The sequence below is a fragment of the Myxacorys chilensis genome (assembly GCF_059505265.1).
Window position 1 is genome coordinate 29099 of the sequence record NZ_JCACKG010000176.1, and the last position, 17495, is coordinate 46593.

Here is a 17495-nt window from a genome sequence, read left to right on the forward strand (position 1 = left end):
CAAGGAAATATGAGTAGGAGTGGGGAATGAGGTGACTCATTCCTACTCATATCTTTTTCTTGTGTTCACTATGTATCACGCCGTATCGCCTGCTCAACAGTTCTTTCAGCAAGGAGTCCGACTCGCGAAGGCTGGGGTTTATGAGGACGCGATCGCGCTCTTCCAAAAAGCGTTAGAGCGGGAGGCAACATCCTATGAAACTTGGTACGAATGCGGCAAAGCCCTACACACACTAGAACAATACGAAGAGGCCATCGAAAGTTTTGCAGAGGTTCTCACGCTCAAACCCGACTATGCTCCCGCTTGGAACAATCAAGGTATCGCGTTAGCACAGTTAGGCCGCTATGACGAAGCGGTTGCTAGCTATGATCGGGCGATCAAGATTTTCCCGCGTAACTACAAAGCTTGGTACAACCGAGGCAATGCTTTGATGCGGCTTAATGCTAACTATGAAGCACTGCAAAGCTACGAACAAACCCTAAAACTCAAGCCTGACTATGCTAGAGCTTGGTACAACCGGGGTATTGTTCTCACCCATTTTCAGCGCTTTGATGAGGCGATCTCTAGCTATAGTCGTGCATTATCCTTCCGTCCTCATTTTTCGGCAGCACACTATAACCAAGGCAACTTACTATACCGAACCGAACGGTATGCAGAAGCGTTGCTCAGCTATGAGCGCGTGTTAGAGATTCGTCCGACCCTGTATGAGGTTTGGTATAACCAGGCGAATGCGTTACACAAGCTGGGATTTGATGAGAAAGCTTTGCTTAGTTATGACAAGGCGTTGGAGTTGAAGCCGAGTGCGTGTGAAATTTGGTGCAGCCGCGCGACTGCCTTGGATGCTCTTGGTCGATATGACGAAGCCACTACGAATTTCCGTCGTGCCGTTGAGATTAAACCTGATTTTTATGAGGCGTGGTACAGCTTTGGCAGCAGCTTTCATCGACGCGGGCAGTACCAAACCGCGATCGCACAGTATGACAAAGCGATCGCTATCAAATCCGATTTTGCAGAAGCGTGGAGCAATCGTGGCATTGCCTTGAGAAAAATGGGGCGCTACCAAGATGCGATCGCCAGCTTTGATGCCGCGTTGAAAGTTAGCCCCAACGAGAATCGAACTTGGTATCGGCGGGGACGAGCCTTGGCCCATCTCGGCAATAGTGAAGGCGCGATCGCCAGCTATGATAGAGCGTTGAAAATTAATTCAAATTATGCCAAAGCCTGGTGCAGTCGCGGCGTTGAGTTGAGTCGTTTGGGTCAGCACGAAAGCGCGATCGCGAGTTACGATCGTGCGATCGCGCTTAATGAAAACCTTGTAGACGCAAAATCTCGACGCTCTGCATCTGCTAAAGCTCTAGATGCCGAATCAAGCAATTTTTAAGATTAAATGATTTATAAATGCGAAAATGATACCTACTAAAAATTCGTAGCTTGTCAGTTAAGTTAAGCCGTTAAGGGTAACAACTTAATAAACCGCAAACTACGAATTACGCTTAGGTGTTATTGAAGCGCAAAGTCAAAAAATTATGCTTTGTCAAGAGTATCTTTGACTGCATCTTTTGCATCTTCTTTAGTGTTGCGAGCTTCAGCTTCGGTCTGCTTAGCTTTACCTTCTAGCTTATCGCCAGGGTCGCCACTAACATTACCTGCTGCTTCTTGCACTTTGCCTTCAACGTTCTTAGCAGCAGCTTTAGCTTTTTCTTCTAAACTCATGATTTTACTCCTTAATGTTTTGACTAGACGCTCATACAACCGCGTCGCTTTATTTAACTGTATTCAATATAACCAAACACTTTCACACCAACATCTAACAGAAGATACAGTCTTAGTCGAATTTCTAATTTTGTTTCTCTGCCTAAAGATTGAATAAAGCATTGCACTGAACCATTCTGAGTTGGGAAAACGCTCTGATTAGAATTTATAAATAAACTCTAGCTTTTTCCGCTCCACAATAGATAAAAAGTACTGTTCATCGGTTTGGATCAAGAGGTTTGAATCAGAAATTGATCCACATCAATTCGTGTTGCCACATTAACTCTTAAATACCAACTCTTTTAACTCCTAAACTGTGGGCATCGTCAGCAAAAACGCCATGATTCGTCCGCTCAATCTTCAGCAGAAATTGCTCTATAGCTGCACCTCTGCTGGAATCAATTTGATGAATACTACCGTTGCCACTTGGCTTCTTTACTTTTACGCGCCTCCATCCAACTCTGGTCGCCCTCAATATCTTTCTGTCAGTTTGGTTGGCGTCTTGTTGACAATCGCTCAGCTATGGAATGCCGCGATTGATCCGTCTATTGGCTATTGGAGCGATGTTAGTCGTAGTCAGTGGGGGCGACGGCGACCCTTCATTGCGTTGGGAAGCTTGGTTACGGCTGTAGCGCTTTTGCTGTTGTGGACACCGCCTACTGCAAAATCGGGGTTGCTCAACGCTATTTACTTTTTGCTGGTGACGATCGCGTTCTATACCGGGCTGAGTTTGGTTGGCGTTCCCTACGATGGCAGCTTGGCAGAAATGGCGACTACTCCTGCTGAGCAAGTCAACTTAAGTATGTGGAAGAATGTGTTTGGCATCATTGGCGTGCTGTGTAGTGCCTTCATCGCCAGCGTTTTGTATAGTCATTGGGGCGCGATCGCAATGAGCTTGGCGATGGGTGCAATTTGGTTGGCATCAGTGGGACTGTCGCTACTGGTCTTACGCGAACGAATCCTTCCTGTTGCCCAAAGTTTGAGCTTTCGGCAAAGTATTGTTATCACCTTACAGAATCGACAGTTTTTAATTCTATGTGTCTCAACGATCGTCGTGCAGACGGCTTACGCGATGCTGCTCTCGAATCTGCCCTACTTTGTGACGCTGATTGTTCGTCAGCCGGAACCAACAGTGGGCAGGTTTCAAGGAATTATAGTTGTTGCGATGCTGCTTGCGGCTCCGATGTGGAATTGGCTGAGCCAGTTTTATCCCAATCGTCGGTTACTGTTAGTTTCCATGCTGGGATTAGCAACTAGCAGTGTCCTGCTGGCAGGAGTTGGAGTGTTGCCGGGAGTTGCGCTTGAGGTGCAAGCCGCGATCGCGCTTGCACTCATTGCTCCTTTTCTCGGCGGCTACTTTGTGTTGGTGTACGCACTCATGGCCGCAGTGGTTGAGTATGACGAATGGCTGACGCAGCAGCGCCGAGAAGCTTTTCACTACAGCGTTTTCTCTCTCTCAGCAGGAATAGGAGTTTCCTTATCGACGCTAGTGATAGCGCCCATTTTTTCACGGTATGGGTATACGGTAGAGCAGCCGCTGGGGGTGCGGGTTGTGTTCCTAGCCGCCGCTATTCTAGTTGCGCTGGGTGCGTTTGTGTTTTTGGGATACCGTCTGGGAGACACGCTCTCCGAAACGCAATAGAAAGACAAGATTAATTGCATCCGCCGCTATGCAAGATCTCCGATTTCTCGAAGAAATCGGAGATCTGGATAAGCCGTTCTTTGGGTTCACGGACTTAACGATACAAGACTTGCAGCATCTCTATAGGACAATCCTCACAGATGGCTTGAGAGTGCTAGATGTCGCTTTCGTAGGTGATGAGCTTTAAATGCTGAGCATTGACAATGAATTCTTTTGCTAACAAATACCCAGAGATCGTCCAAGTTTGATATTTTCTCGCCTCTTTACCAATCAAACGTCCATCTGGGCCGTCATAGTATTCGGGCCAATGATCGAGCAATAGACGACGCTCCGCAATTGCGATCGCATGATGTGCCAATTCTGCCCGCTCCATTTTTCGAGCCGCTGCTGCCAACATCCACAGCAACACGGGCCAACTTCCGCCATTGTGATACGACCACGGGCGATTTTTTGGATCGGCTCCCGTCACGGTTCGCCATTCTCGGTCTTCTAGGGCTGGATAGCATACCTTCATCGGCATTTGACCGACCAGATCGCTCCATCGCAGCTCAATCAGATTCAAAATGCGCTGCGATTGCGACTCGTCAGTTAACGCTCCCATAATCGCCATCAAGTTACCCAACGCAAAAAACCGACAGTCTAACTGAGACGGACCTAAATTACCTGCTAGGTAGCCTCCTGCTTCGGGTAGCCATTTTGCCAACCAGTAAAACGGAATCGAATCAGAGTAAAGGTTAAATTGGTTCAGTGCTTCTTCACCATATTCCTCAACCCGATAGCGGTAAATCACATTCAAGCGCTCCGAGTCTAGCCAGTAATTGTCTCGTAGTTGCATTCGCAGCGGCTGCAAACGGCTGTGAATGGCTCGTATCATGGCTTGATTTTGCGGATTGGGCAGCAGGAGTTCCAGACTGGCGCGGAGCGCAAAGTAGAACAGCGACTGAATCTCGATCGGGTGCCCATACAACCCCATGCGCCGATCAATCATCGTGGCTCCATCGGGAACCAGCATCATCGGGTACATATCAAATCGATTGACTAGACACAGTTCGAGAATGAGGCGAATTCCTTCTTGAACATCGTCTCGCTGACCGAGAGCCGTATCTTGAGTCGAAATCACGTAAGCGCGCAATAGAATGATCCACCACAAGCAAGCGTCTGCTGGAGCAACTCGCCCGATCGCATGATCACCAAAATCAGCTTTGAGATATTCCTTCCCATTAATTGACTGAATCTTGAAACTAGCAGGCATCAGCCCACGGCTGGGTCTCAAACAGTCAAGCTGAGTTGTTTTCGGCTGTAGTTTCAGTGTGGCTTCTAAGAAATTGCGAACAATCTCTGGTTTGCCTCGAATCAGAAACAGCAGCGCTGAGGAAATGAAGTCTCGAACAAAACACTGATCGTAATTTAGGGCAATAATATCTGGGTCAGACGCTGCGATCGTGCCAACGGGCTGTCCTTGATAATAAATAATCGACTTTTCCAGTGCATCCCACGCTTTTTCTGCAAGTTCTTGGTTGCTCAACGCTCCGCCCTCGTCTAAAGACAATGAATCAGGCTCTATGGTAGATCAATCCAACAAAGCTAGGAACGAATGCCAATAAACGCTCATATTGTCCTAATACAGACTGTTCTAAGCACATGAACACAAAAAACTGAGCATCCAAATTTTCAATTGTTTAAGAAATCAAAGATGTTTTTATATACAACTTCGCCCATAAGTTGGACATTTTTTGAACCACATAAGTTGAGCAAATTTGAGAAGGAAAACTGACCTTATCGTGCTGTCTCACCTTGCAACTTCGATACTTCTAGCCACAAGCTGAACAACAGTACAGACACACGAGCATAAACTAAACAAAGTTTTGTTTGTATAACTTTATGACTAAATCTGTTCTCATTTTCTACGTATTAAAAATTAGTTAAAGAAGCGACCACTCCAAAGATTTCTTCAATAAACTTTGCTTGTTTGAGAAATACTATTTCCTTACTCCATTCAGTTGTCCTTCGCAAATCATATTCATCGTTTCAATCCCTCGTAGCGTTAGTCTTGCCGTGTTGAAGTCCTTTCTAGTTGGCTGTCTACGTGCTGGCGCTGCGGTATTTTAGCGACAAAGGTTGTTCCTACGCCCACTTCACTCTCAACAGTGATTTGCCCACCGTGCAAGTCCAAACATCGTTTCACCATCGTCAGCCCTAGCCCAGTGCCAGGAATTTTACCCACGTTATTCGCCCGTTGAAAGGGTTCAAATAAATGCTTTTGAGCATCAGGAGGAATTCCAATTCCGGTATCTCGAACTTGTAACATAACTTGTCCAGCGGTACAGGAGAGGTCAAAATAGACCGGGCTACTTTGAGGAGAATATTTGACTGCGTTTGAAATTAAATTCGTGAGAATGTGTCTGAGGAGCTTTTGATCCAAGCAAGCATTCTCACAGTCACCTTGTTTATTGAACAAAATGGGGTGATTTAAACCCGTGCTGAATTGAATTTCCTCCAGTAAACCTTGACAGAACTGCTCCAAATCTAGAGGGGCTGGCTCAAACTTTAAGCTTCCGCCTTCGACGCGACCAATGGCCAATAAATCGTTCAACAATTGATCCATAGATCGGACTGATTGTTGAATCATGTATAAGAACTCGCGTCGTCGTTCTTCGGTTAGATTGTGATTTTCATGCTCAAGTAACTGAGCACAACCTAAAATAGAGGTCATCGGACCCCGGATTTCATGAGCGGCCATCGACCAAAACCGAGATTTTAGCTCGCTCAACTCTTTTTCTTTCTCTAAAGCAACGCGAATGGCAGTTTCTGATAATTGGCGGCGCAGGGCAACCTCGATCGCAACATGTAAGTCTCGCTCATCAAACGGTTTCACAATATACCCAAAGGGTTCTGTCGCTTTCGCTCGCTGTAATGTGGCTTCGTCGGCATAAGCCGTTAAATAAATAACAGGCGTATCAAAATCGGCGCGAATTTGTTCTGCAGCTTCGATGCCGTCCATTTGACCTTTTAGCCGGATATCCATTAAGACTAAATCTGGTCTTAATTCTGCGACCTTGTTAATGGCTTCTTCTCCGGAGGCCACCGATGCAGGTACGACATACCCCAACTTCTTTAATCGCTTTTCAATATCTCGAGCAACGACTCTTTCATCCTCAACGACTAAAATTCTTTCAGTAGCCATTTATTATACCTTTCCTGTATTTTCTAATTCTAAAAATGCGATCGTAAAGGTCGTTCCTGCCCCTTCTGCCTGATCGAGTTCGATCGTGCCCTCTAGTTGCTCAGTGAAGATACAGACTAATTCTAAGCCGAGTGATTCTGTGTTACGAAAGTCTAGTTCTGGCGGAAAGCCAATCCCATTATCTCGAACAGTTAATATAAATCGATTGTCAGAAGCAGGGGAAATCTCAATAAGGATTTCATTTTCTGAGGTTGGGGATGGAAAGGCATGTTTCAGAGCATTGGAAACTAATTCATTGATAATCAGTCCACAGGGAATGGCTGTATCAATATTGAGCCGAACGCCTGCCGCTTGGGTACGTAGCCTTGCTGCCTGTGAATTCGCGGCATACGATCGGAACAAATTGTCTGCCAAGTCACGAACGTATTCATCAAAGTTAATTTTGAGTAGATTACTCGATTGATGCAGCTTTTCGTGAATCAGTGCCATTGAACGGATCCGATTTTGGCTGTCCTTAAACAGTGTGAGGACTCTTTCATCCTTGATGTAGTCGGATTGAAGTCTCAAGACACTCGAAATCACCTGTAGATTATTCTTGACCCGGTGGTGAATCTCTTTCAGTAGGGCTTCTTTTTCTTTCAGTGATAGCTTTAGTTGCTCCTCGGTGCGCCTGCGCTCCTTAAGTTCGTTCTGGACTTGCTGATACAGTTCAGATTGTTGAATCGCGATCGCCATATGAGTGGCGAGTTGCTTTAGTAGCTCAACTTCAAATGACTGCCATCGCCTTGGTCCAGAACAGTGATAGGCACACAATAACCCCCACAAGTGTTCTCCTTGCAGAATTGGTACGACCAAACTTGCTCGAATATCGTATATAACCAGAATGTCGATATGACACTGAGTTAACCCAGCGGTGTAAATATCTTCACAAACCTGAATCCGCCCTTCTTTATAGGCCTGGGCATAGTTTTGTCCAAAGCACGTATCCCGAACGCTGCTGTTAAGCGCAGGTCTCCAACCGTCCTCGACCGACTCGACCACGGTCGTGCCACTCCAGTCTGGGTGGAACTGGTAGATAATCACCCGGTCGGTCTTGAGGAATTGTCGGACTTCCTCTACAGCCGTTTGGAGGATGTGATTGAGGTTAAGGGATTCGCGCATGTGTAGCGCCATCCCAGCTAGAATCTGGCTGCACTGCAGTTGTTCCAGCAAGCCTACCGGATTTTCTAGCAACTGCAGGTCTAACTCTGAACGCGGGTCTTGAGTGGATTGAGATCTTGAGGTCTCAAACTGCTCGATCGATCGCTGCAGTTGTTCCACAGTGCTGTGCATCTCGTTTGGGTTCAGAGCCTCCAAAAAACTCGTTGGTGAGACCACTCCTAAAAGGTCTCCCTGGTCTCCGTACACTCCAAACCGCTGCACTTTTGTTTGCTGCATTTTCCAGTAGGCAACTAATACCGACTCTGAGGATGCAAAGTGCAGGAATGGGGCGCTCATTACCGCTTCGGCCTGTATCTGCGATAAATCTAGCCCTAATGCCCAAAGCTGAAGAACATGCCGCTCTAAAATCAATCCCACAGGTTGGGAGCCATTCTGCGTATCGTCTGTTGCCATTAGCACCACACACTCCACTTCACGATCAACCATGAGTTGGGCTAACTCAAGAACTGTCGTTTTTGCAGGTGCTTGAACCACTGGCGAAGAAACAATCTCTGCTAACTGCTTTGATTTCAGTAATTCATCTAGTTGTAAGACATTGCGAAGACTCGCTGGGGTAATGATGCCGAGCCATTGCTCGTGTTCATCAACCACAGGAAGATGATGAATCCGATGCTGACGCAGTTGAAATAGGGCAGTAAAAGCGTTTTGATCCTCAGATTGGGTTAAGGCAATCACAGGTTGCCGCCCACCGTCAGCAACTGTTACCGCTGTTAAATCTCGCCCTGAGACAATTGCCCGTAGTGCGTCTCTTTCGGCAAACACCCCCAGAAGCTGTGTCCCTTCCACAATTAGAATACCACTCGCTCTTGCTTCGCTCATCAATATAGTATTGAGCGAGAGTTCCAAACCCGGAAGAACGCAACTGCTTTGCGCTTTGCTCATCATCGCGATCGCGTTGCTGAGAGACGTATCAGGAGACACAGTCAGCGGGCGTCGATCAATTGCAGGGTCTAAAGATAGGAAAGGGACTGATGAGTTTTGCGAGTGCATGGAGGCGGTAATTTTTTAGCAGCAGGACTCTATCGAGAGGCTTGTCGTTTAGCCGAGCACAATGGAGGTAAATCAACTGGAGGTTAATCAACTCAAGACGATTGATGTAACTTTTATATAAACCATATGCACTGAGTTGAGAATATTTCTCTTGATAGAGCTTTGGCCTCCTGGGTGGCTTAAGCAAGGAGTCGTTTTGCTGTTTAAGTCCTTCAAAATTCCAACGTTTCAGTTCAAGATTTTTTTGATCCAGTAGAAGCTGTTGAAAGAAGTTCAGATCCTCCTAATCTTCAAAGGGTGATATCTCAATCTTGCACCAGTTCACCAAAACTTGGGAAGAGCCAAAATAATTTGAGTCGCAGCAACTCTCAATCTCGTGCATCCCGCGTGAGGATCAGCGACAAAAAGCACGGAACTCAACACTCAAACTCAGCACTTCAAAGAAACGTGAACTTTATTTATTGACAAGCCCCAAGCTTTACAACGGCTTCATAAAGGGTTGATTCAGGGTATGTGATGATCAGTGACAACTTCAAATCGGTTGCTCTACCCATTACTTTTCTCAAAATTTTATGAAAATTGCTCTGGTCAATCAGCCTATTTGCCAAGTCTTACCACCGGGCTTATCGTCGGTTGGGGCGTGCAGCTATGGATTAGCGGCTTCTCTAGCGCAGCATCCTGAGAACCAAGTGTTTATTTATGCTCGGCAGCAAACCGTCAATCGGCAGCTTTATCCAGACGTAGAGAATAATTACGTCGATCGCAACATTCACTTTCGATTCTTGCCTTCGCCAAAATCTGATCAAATTCTCAGTAAGGCAGCACGCGGATTTTATCAGTACGTTCCATTCGCACCGATCTTTAATCGCGGCATGAAGCCTGCCCCCTCACAGGCAAACTGGCGATATCCAGGCTATTCTCGTCGCGTTGCGCAAGATATTGGTCAATTTGATTTTGATATTATTCACATTCAGCATAGTTCGCAATTTTTGCCAGCAGTGCGGGAATTTAGCCCAAAAGCAAAAATCATTCTTCAGCTTCATGCCGCGCTTCATCCGCAATCTGATACCACAATGCTGGCAAATCGTCTGCAATATGCTGATCAAATCGTGGCAGTGGGCAATCATGTGGTTGACAAGGTGCGACAACGGTTTCCTCAGTTCGTCGATCGCACAGCAACCTTGTACAACGGCTTTGATGCCAAGTATTTCATACAGGAAAAACAATACAAAAGTGATCCTCAATCCGTTAAGCGCGTCATGTTTGTAGGCCGCGTGACGCCGGAAAAAGGCGTTCACTGTCTGGTTCAAGCGTTTAACTCCGTTGCAGAACGCTATCCGAATGTGGAACTACTCGTGTATGGCGGAATGGGCGTCGGCTTACTCGAAGAAAGTTTTCCAATGAACGATCAAGCACTGCTGCAATCGATGCGTTCATGGTACAAAAATTACATTCAACAGCTTCAAGACCTGCTTGACCCTAAGATTGCACCTCAGGTGAAATTTTTAGGTTCTGTGCCTTACACCGAGCTGATGCAGCAGTATTATGCAGCCGATGTCTTTGTGTTTCCGCCGATTTGGGAAGAACCATTTGGGTTGCCGCCGATCGAAGCAATGGCAGCCGGAACGCCTGCGGTTGGAACACGCCTTGGGGGCGTCATGGAAACGATCGTGCATGGTGAAACCGGATTGCTGGTTGAGCCGAATAATCCAGCAGCGTTGGCAGATGCGATCGTACAGTTGTTGGAAAACGATTCCTTGCGCGAATCGATGGGACGCGCTGCGCGGCGGCATGTGTTCCATCACTTCACTTGGGATCGCATTGCCGATCGAGCGATGAGCTTATACAACGGGCTTTTGGGCTAATTCAATCCCTGATTCAGTATGCGGATGAAAGGACTTGAACCTTCACTTCTTGCGAAACCAGAACCTAAATCTGGCGCGTCTACCAATTCCGCCACATCCGCGCATGACATCCATCATATCAGGGTAGGGGAAATTGGGAACAAAACTGAGGCAAAAAAGCAAACTCTGTTCGCCCCAATTCCCATATTCCAACTCCTTCTAACCCAAGCTGCCCAAACTGAGTGGAATCAAATTGCCTTCGATCGTGAATCCCAGTAGCATTTCTTCGCCGGATTGAATCGGCGTTCCTGTAATAGCGCAGCGCTCGTCTTGCTGAGCGATCGCTTCAATCGTGGCTCGAATATCATTGGCAGACAGTTGCGGCGTAAAGTCGCCTGATCGCTGATGCACGTACTTCCACAAAATATCTCGAATCAACGCTTGATATCCTTGACTGCCAGAGAGCGTCTTGAGTTGTTCTTTTAAGTCTTTTTCCAAGCGGATGCTGGTGACTTCCATTTCGGTGGTGCTGGTGCGAGTTAAGGTAGGCATTGCTTCGTCTCCTAAGGTAAGTGTGGACAGGATATAATACAAGTGTAGTACGCGATTCGTAGACTGTACTCGATTTCTGAAAGTTCTTTGTCAAGCTACAGTTCTTTGTCGAACTACAGTTCTTTGTCAAACTGTCAAACTACAGTAGAAACGACGTGAGGGCGGTGAAAATCGGAGACGACATTTATCACAAGAGAATTTGGGAATGATTTAGAGCATTCATTACCACTTGCTGTAATTGCCCTTGATTCATTTTGCCTTGAGCATTTCTAGGAAGTTGTTTAACTGCAATCCAGTGCTTTGGATATTTATAACGACTCAATTTTCCATCTAGTCTCTGCTGAACTTGACTAGAAGAAACCTTAAACTGAGGAACATAGACAGCTACGATCGCTTGTCCCCAGGTGTGATCGCGAATTCCCAAAACCGCTATATCTTTTACTAACTCTGTTGATCGAATCGCAGATTCTACTTCTGATGGAAATACGTTCTCACCACCCGTAATAATTTTGTTGCTCTCTCGTCCAAAGATGTGTAAAAATCCTTGCTTATCGATGTAGCCTAAGTCATCTGGCTGGTAATCTGAGCGTTGATCAAAATTTGGATAATAGCCCAACATTAAGGACTGAGACTGAATGGAAATTTTATGGTTCAGAATTTCGATTTGAGCATGAGGAAGCACGCGCCCACAGCCACTTTGATCATTTAAGAAATCTGTTGGCTTGAGCGTTGCAATTTGAGACGCCGTTTCGGTCATGCCATAGGTCGGGGCAAGGGGAAGACGAAGCGATCGCGCCTCTTCTAACAGGGCATCCCAAGCAGGCGCACCGCCCAATAAAATCGCTCGAAATTGGCACAACCAAGATGCCGAAGAAGGTAAAAGGCGCTGAAGTTGTGTCGGCACAAGCGAGAGAAAAAAGCCTTCAGCCTCAAGCCGCTGTCTTGCTTCAACCGCTTTCCAAGGCAAAATGATCAGCTTGCCGTTCGAGAGCAGCGATCGCATCACTTGCATCAATCCGCTCACATGATAGAGCGGCAATAGACAAAATGAATGAACAGCATCACAGCCGAAATAATTTTGAAATCCTTGCACCGAAGCGCTCAAGGTTTCCCAAGTATGCATCGCAAACCGAATATTTCCCGATGTTCCACCCGTTGCAATCATAATTAGCGTCGAATGTTCATCCGCTCCATCCGCTCCTTGCGAAGCGTTGAAGGCGTTTGTTGCATAATCTGTTGTCACCTTGCCCCAAATTACAGTAGGGTTCGCCAACTGGAATACCTGCTGCCATTCAGAGCTGCCCCAATTTGGATTGCAGAGAAACACACGACAGGGAACGGAGCAAGCTGCCACAAATCCTGCTAGAAAGTGGAGCGGATCGGATTCAGCCAGAAAAATTGTTGGAGTTGAATAGCGACGCAGTTCCTGATACCGTTGCTGGGCTAATTGTAGTAATGCTTCAGCATCGTAACCAATCAGCCACGACTGTTTAGCCCAGTGTTCAAGCAGCGTTAGAGGCGTTGCCATAATTCCTCAAAGTCTTCCATCATCAACTCGTTAAACCAGTGCGTTATGCCATAGCCAGCGGCCCGATGGGATAATTCTGATGCAAGTTTTAAGCCCACATAACGTGCGATCGCGGTTTCAAACACCGAAGAAAACACAGCATCAATCTTATGATGTTGACAAAACTGACGTAGCCGCGACGGAAATCCTGCGATCGCGGCTTTAATCACAAAAATTCCTCGCCACCCATTTTCATAACAAGTTTGCAATTGCTCAAACGTTGCTACTGATTCATCTAGCGCGATCGCAGTTATATGTTGGGAACTCAGCGCTAACATTGTTTCAAACTGATGAATCGGAAGCGGCTGTTCTATAAACTCGATGATGTGGTGATCTGTCAGAGCTTTGTTCAACAAATCGCATCGGTCTAACCACTGCTGCGTTTCGATTAGGTTGAGTCCTGCATTGGCATCGAGTCTCAACTTAGCAGTGTCAGGAATTAATTCTACTAATCGTTCTAGCGTTTGCAGTTCATCTGCGATCGCGTTTACTCCAATCTTCCATTTGAAGGTGCGATAGCCCTGCTGCCAAAGGTCTTGCCAAGCGGAACAAGCCTGTTCTCCTGTCGGTAGCAACGCGCTCAGACTCTGCTCCATGCTTTGAATCGATCGAGGTTGGGCACTCTCAAACCCAAACTGACACGCAGGCAAATCATTGGGAATCGCACGAATGAGCGCATCATCGATCGCTGTAGGCAAGGATTGGCAGAATGCGATCGCGGTTTCAAACGTCTCTGAACCAAACCACTCCAACGGTGCAATCTCTCCAAATCTAACGATTTGATCGTCGCTCAGCCGCAAAATGATGCCCTTGCGGACGTGCCAAACTCCATGACTAGTCAGCAGAGGGGGATGGAACGCGCGGCAATAGGGCCGAAATTCAAACCGCATTACACCCACGGTAAAAAGAAGCCTAATCCCAATAGCAATCCACTCCAAAAATGCAGTTCAACAGCAATTAACCGACAAAAAGTAAGCTTATGGGGTTGATCATACTGCGTTCCAATCACGTGACAAAGCCGCTTTGCAACAGGCAAACTCAACATCGACAACAACGCCCAAAACGGAAAGACTTTTAGAATCACAAACAAAACCGTAAGCGCATAAATGCTGCTGCAAATCCACGGGAGCAACGCCGCTGCTCGTTTACTTCCCAGCCTGACAACAGGAGATTTTTTGTTGGTCGCCGCATCATCTTTAACTTGGTTGAAATGCGAACAAAATAGAATCAAACTAGTCGCAATACCCACCACGATCGAGGCAACAAGATTTGTATTCGACCAAGCTTTTGTTTGGCTGTAATAGGCAGCAGAAAAGGCTAATGGACCAAATGCCACAAAACACAAGGGTTCGCCAAGCCCCTTGTAACTGAGGCGGAAAGGAGGCCCTTGATAGACATAACCAATTCCACAACAGAGCAGAATTAAGCCAATTACGGTGAAATCCTTTTGTTGAAGTGCGATCGCGCTAATGCCTGCTAATCCCAACGCTAAACAAAAATTGCTAACCCAAAAGATCAGCGATTTATTCCCCGTCATATTCACAAGCGAATTGGCTTTATTGACATCAACTCCCGTTTCAGAGTCAAAAACGTCATTGCTAAAGTTTTCCCAAGCCAAAATTAAGATCGCTGAGAGCAGAAACGTGAAGAAGATTGGAAAATTGAATGCTTTTGTTTCAGCAAATGCAACAGCAGAACCAACCCAAATGGGCATGACAGCAACGCTGTACATGGGTGGCTTAATCGCGGCATACCAGAGTTTTCGATTTACACGCTCGATCGTCCTCGTGGTCATTCGCACTACTCCTATTATCCTCAAACGCTAGTCAAATATCCTTTCCAGTCTCCCACTCAGGTTTGAGAAATCTTCTGATCGGTTATAGAAACGTTACAGTATTGGGCTAGGTAGCTCTAGATGTTGCAACTCTACATCAAAGCTAATCCGACTACACATTCATCTGCAATAGTACCTGTGAAGGTCATTTTTCTGTTAGGAGCAATTACTTCAAGCTGTGTGGGAGAGCCAATGAATCGTTTGCCAAGCAGTAGCATGTCAAGCCGTTCTACAACCAAGCCATAGGGTGGATCTGCTTTTAGACGGAGACATTGTTGACCCCGACGCTCACGAATCGTGATTGCTCCTCCACTGAATTCAACGTCCCAAGAATCTGAACTTGCTTGCCATTCGTTGTCTTGAATCTGAAGAATCAAATTACCATTGCTGTTACAGAAGTTGGCAGATAAACGAAATGGTCCACCTTCAACTTCAGGACGCTGAATAGCAAACAGTGGTGTCTGCTGCACCAAAACCGGAACTATGCAGGAGCGCAAAGTAAGACCACCAAACTGGATTGATGGATGATTCATTCCAAAGTCCCAGCTTCCAAAGGAAAAACCTGTCTGTCTACATTTTGGTGAGGCAAGCGCTTCCTTAACCTTCTGTTTTGACCAGACGCCTCTCGTTACATATCCATGACAGGTAGGGCAAAGGAGCGCAATACATTTAGCGCAATGTTCAGTTGCTTCTGAAAATTCAGGGTCTACATGTTCGTAATCAATAATACTAGAACCGCAAATAACGCATCCAAATCCGCAAGCTTGTCGAACTGACCGCTTTATCTCAGCAGAAATAGTTCGCGACAGCCCAAATCGGTTCTTTTGAGCAGACACAAGGCGTCACCTTAAGTAGATTTTAACCGTCTAAAGTCTAGCTATCTAGCCGGACTCTATTGCAGAGAAATTGAATTTAATTTACATATTTTTAAGGTACTGATTGTAACCAATCTCCTTTAACTTTGCCTGCTTGTCTCGTACTATATTTGCAAGACTTTGACGGTACTGCTGGACTTTTGCTAACAACTGAGGATCGTGGCTTCCCAAGATTTGAACCGCTAACAGTCCAGCATTTTTTGCATTCCCGATCGCAACCGTTGCCACCGGAATTCCGGCAGGCATTTGCACAATAGAATAGAGCGAATCAATCCCTGAAAGCTGACGAGTCTGCACCGGAACTCCAATCACCGGAAGCGGCGTCAGTGATGCTACCATTCCCGGTAAATGTGCGGCTCCGCCTGCCCCTGCAATGATCACTTTGAGGCCTCGATGATGGGCTTGCTTAGCATAGTCCACCATTCGTTCTGGCGTGCGGTGAGCCGAGACAATTTCAACTTCATGAGGAATGTTAAACTCCTCGCAGACCGCGATCGCAGCTTGCATGGTCGGCAAATCTGAATCACTGCCCATAATGATGCCAATTAAAGGTTGAGTCATAGAATTGAAGACATATGTTGTTCTAATCGCTAAAAGCGGATGACCGATAGCTTTTTGATTATCAATGCTCGTGTGCCGCATTTCCAAGGCGTACAGCAAATTTGGATTCAAGATGGCGCAATTAGCGCCATTTCTGAAGAAACCGGACGAATTGCCCCCGTGCCCGTTCTGGATGTTGCAGGCGATTGGATTTCTCTCGGCGGAGTTGATTTACAAATCAACGGAGCGTTGGGTTTAGCCTTTCCCGATCTCAATTCCAGCAATGTTGATCAATTAGCAGCAATCGGTCAATTTCTTTGGGATCAAGGTGTTGACGGATTCCTGCCAACCCTTGTAACTACCTCCGTTGCCAATATTCAGCGCTCTCTCGCCGCGATTAGCTCTGCAACGCTTCAACGGGGTGAATCTTACTTCGGACACGCCTCTTCTTCCCAAATTCTTGGCGTCCATCTTGAAGGACCTTTCCTAAACCCGCAAAAACGTGGGGCGCATCCTGAGGAGTATTTACTGCCGTTGACCGTCGAGCAAATTCAGCGAGTTCTGGGCGATTATGCCTCTATTGTCAAAGTTGTAACGCTTGCCCCCGAACTTGATCCGACGGGAGACGCGATCGCTTACCTTCGTTCGCTTGGCATTATCGTTAGTTTGGGTCATTCTCAAGCAAGCGCCGAGCAAGCGCAGCAAGCCTTTGCTAGAGGCGCATTCATGGTGACTCATGCCTTTAACGCGATGCCCAGTTTGCATCACCGAGAACCCGGATTACTGGGAGCCGCGATCGCGGCTCCAACGGTTCAATGCGGTTTCATTGCCGATGGACAACATGTTTCTCAAATCATGCTGGATGTGTTCTTGAAAGCCAGCCGCTACGATGAAGGCGCATTTCTGGTCAGCGATGCCCTCGCACCCCTCGGTTTACCCGATGGTCGATACCCCTGGGATTCGCGAGAAATAGAAGTGATTGAAGGAACGGCACGCTTGCTAGATGGCACACTTGCAGGAACAACGTTATCTCTTCTAAAGGGAGTGCAGAACTTAGTTCAATGGAAGATTTGCGATGTCGAAACCGCGATCGCATTAGCGACAACGGCTCCAAGACGTGCCATTGGTCTCTCAACTTACCTTCACCAGCCTGCTCATCTTATTCGTTGGGTTCTGGATGACAAAACCGATAGCCTAAGCTGGCAGCGCATCACACCTGAACTTGTAGCTTCGCAATGCTTTCAAGAAATTAAATCTTATGTGCCAGATAAAATTCTGTCTGATACGAACCCGTAGTATTTAGGTCAGAGACGTAGAATTCAGATTATTGTTAGCCCTACACACGCAAGACTATTGTTATTTTGCCATGCTATCATTCTGTCTTCAGGGTGCAAGGGATAATGTCTAACCAGACCTGACTCAAACAGTCTTTAGAGCATTGAGCTGAAGAATCCTTATAAAAAACGGGGCACGGTTCAGGTGCCCCCAAGATAC

The 17495-nt window shown here is 46.6% G+C and carries 14 protein-coding genes and 1 tRNA gene; 4 read left to right on the forward strand and 11 right to left on the reverse strand.

The genetic code is table 11. The features are described from left to right. The first annotated feature begins 70 nt into the window (after positions 1-70). Positions 71-1381 carry a tetratricopeptide repeat protein gene (locus AC5JLB_RS14185; RefSeq protein ID WP_495874475.1) on the forward strand — a complete coding sequence of 437 codons (1311 nt, stop codon included), beginning with the start codon at positions 71-73 and terminating at the stop codon, positions 1379-1381. A 143-nt stretch (positions 1382-1524) separates the two neighbouring features. On the opposite strand, the gene AC5JLB_RS14190 is transcribed toward AC5JLB_RS14185, so the two are convergent. Further along, the gene (locus AC5JLB_RS14190; protein WP_495874476.1) at positions 1525-1713 is read right to left on the reverse strand and encodes a CsbD family protein; all 189 of its coding nucleotides are present in this window, start codon (positions 1711-1713) and stop codon (positions 1525-1527) included. 355 nt (positions 1714-2068) lie between these two features. On the opposite strand from AC5JLB_RS14190, the gene AC5JLB_RS14195 reads away from it, so the two are divergent. Further along, complete coding sequence (locus tag AC5JLB_RS14195) at positions 2069-3394, forward strand: MFS transporter (RefSeq protein ID WP_495874477.1); 1326 nt, start codon at positions 2069-2071, stop codon at positions 3392-3394. Between the two features lie 154 nt (positions 3395-3548). On the opposite strand, the gene AC5JLB_RS14200 is transcribed toward AC5JLB_RS14195, so the two are convergent. The 3 genes from AC5JLB_RS14200 to AC5JLB_RS14210 form a co-directional block, all read right to left on the reverse strand. Further along, positions 3549-4943: a glycoside hydrolase 100 family protein gene (locus tag AC5JLB_RS14200; protein WP_495874478.1), complete on the reverse strand. Its 1395-nt coding sequence runs from the start codon at positions 4941-4943 to the stop codon at positions 3549-3551. Positions 4944-5438: 495 nt separating this feature from the next. After that, positions 5439-6578 carry a hybrid sensor histidine kinase/response regulator gene (locus AC5JLB_RS14205; protein ID WP_495874479.1) on the reverse strand — a complete coding sequence of 380 codons (1140 nt, stop codon included), beginning with the start codon at positions 6576-6578 and terminating at the stop codon, positions 5439-5441. 3 nt (positions 6579-6581) lie between these two features. Then, positions 6582-8720: a histidine kinase dimerization/phosphoacceptor domain -containing protein gene (locus AC5JLB_RS14210; RefSeq protein ID WP_495874480.1), complete on the reverse strand. Its 2139-nt coding sequence runs from the start codon at positions 8718-8720 to the stop codon at positions 6582-6584. Between the two features lie 641 nt (positions 8721-9361). Between AC5JLB_RS14210 and AC5JLB_RS14215 the strand changes: the two genes are divergently transcribed. Then, entirely contained in the window at positions 9362-10654 is a 1293-nt protein-coding gene (locus tag AC5JLB_RS14215; RefSeq protein WP_495874481.1) for a glycosyltransferase family 4 protein, read from the forward strand. Positions 10655-10673: 19 nt separating this feature from the next. On the opposite strand, the gene AC5JLB_RS14220 is transcribed toward AC5JLB_RS14215, so the two are convergent. From AC5JLB_RS14220 to purE, 7 genes are all read right to left on the reverse strand, one after another. Beyond that, positions 10674-10755 (reverse strand) — tRNA-Leu (locus AC5JLB_RS14220). Positions 10756-10852: 97 nt separating this feature from the next. After that, a complete protein-coding gene (locus AC5JLB_RS14225; RefSeq protein WP_495874482.1) occupies positions 10853-11185 on the reverse strand; it encodes a hypothetical protein in 333 nt (110 codons plus the stop codon). A gap of 187 nt (positions 11186-11372) precedes the next feature. Beyond that, the gene (locus AC5JLB_RS14230) at positions 11373-12713 is read right to left on the reverse strand and encodes a 2-succinylbenzoate--CoA ligase (protein ID WP_495874483.1); all 1341 of its coding nucleotides are present in this window, start codon (positions 12711-12713) and stop codon (positions 11373-11375) included. Beyond that, complete coding sequence (locus AC5JLB_RS14235) at positions 12698-13642, reverse strand: o-succinylbenzoate synthase (RefSeq protein ID WP_495874484.1); 945 nt, start codon at positions 13640-13642, stop codon at positions 12698-12700. The genes AC5JLB_RS14230 and AC5JLB_RS14235 overlap by 16 nt, the downstream gene beginning before the upstream one ends. After that, positions 13642-14547 (reverse strand): 2-carboxy-1,4-naphthoquinone phytyltransferase, encoded by a 906-nt coding sequence (gene menA / locus AC5JLB_RS14240; protein WP_495874485.1) that lies wholly within the window; start codon positions 14545-14547, stop codon positions 13642-13644. The genes AC5JLB_RS14235 and menA overlap by 1 nt, the downstream gene beginning before the upstream one ends. 131 nt (positions 14548-14678) lie before the next feature. After that, positions 14679-15119 (reverse strand): hypothetical protein, encoded by a 441-nt coding sequence (locus AC5JLB_RS14245; RefSeq protein ID WP_495874486.1) that lies wholly within the window; start codon positions 15117-15119, stop codon positions 14679-14681. A 384-nt stretch (positions 15120-15503) separates the two neighbouring features. After that, positions 15504-16022 (reverse strand): 5-(carboxyamino)imidazole ribonucleotide mutase, encoded by a 519-nt coding sequence (gene purE, locus AC5JLB_RS14250; protein ID WP_495874487.1) that lies wholly within the window; start codon positions 16020-16022, stop codon positions 15504-15506. A gap of 39 nt (positions 16023-16061) precedes the next feature. Here purE and nagA point away from each other — a divergent pair, with 39 nt between their 5' ends. Next, positions 16062-17297: an N-acetylglucosamine-6-phosphate deacetylase gene (gene nagA / locus AC5JLB_RS14255; protein WP_495874488.1), complete on the forward strand. Its 1236-nt coding sequence runs from the start codon at positions 16062-16064 to the stop codon at positions 17295-17297. Positions 17298-17495 lie beyond the last annotated feature (198 nt).

Bases quoted from the DNA above. Each gene is read 5' to 3' on its own strand.
- AC5JLB_RS14185 (WP_495874475.1), top strand. From the start codon at position 71: ATGTATCACGCCGTATCGCCTGCTCAACAGTTCTTTCAGCAAGGAGTC.
- AC5JLB_RS14190 (WP_495874476.1), bottom strand. From the start codon at position 1,713: ATGAGTTTAGAAGAAAAAGCTAAAGCTGCTGCTAAGAACGTTGAAGGC.
- AC5JLB_RS14205 (WP_495874479.1), bottom strand. From the start codon at position 6,578: ATGGCTACTGAAAGAATTTTAGTCGTTGAGGATGAAAGAGTCGTTGCT.
- AC5JLB_RS14215 (WP_495874481.1), top strand. From the start codon at position 9,362: ATGAAAATTGCTCTGGTCAATCAGCCTATTTGCCAAGTCTTACCACCG.
- AC5JLB_RS14225 (WP_495874482.1), bottom strand. From the start codon at position 11,185: ATGCCTACCTTAACTCGCACCAGCACCACCGAAATGGAAGTCACCAGC.
- AC5JLB_RS14230 (WP_495874483.1), bottom strand. From the start codon at position 12,713: ATGGCAACGCCTCTAACGCTGCTTGAACACTGGGCTAAACAGTCGTGG.
- AC5JLB_RS14235 (WP_495874484.1), bottom strand. From the start codon at position 13,642: ATGCGGTTTGAATTTCGGCCCTATTGCCGCGCGTTCCATCCCCCTCTG.
- menA (WP_495874485.1), bottom strand. From the start codon at position 14,547: ATGACCACGAGGACGATCGAGCGTGTAAATCGAAAACTCTGGTATGCC.
- AC5JLB_RS14245 (WP_495874486.1), bottom strand. From the start codon at position 15,119: ATGAATCATCCATCAATCCAGTTTGGTGGTCTTACTTTGCGCTCCTGC.
- purE (WP_495874487.1), bottom strand. From the start codon at position 16,022: ATGACTCAACCTTTAATTGGCATCATTATGGGCAGTGATTCAGATTTG.
- nagA (WP_495874488.1), top strand. From the start codon at position 16,062: ATGACCGATAGCTTTTTGATTATCAATGCTCGTGTGCCGCATTTCCAA.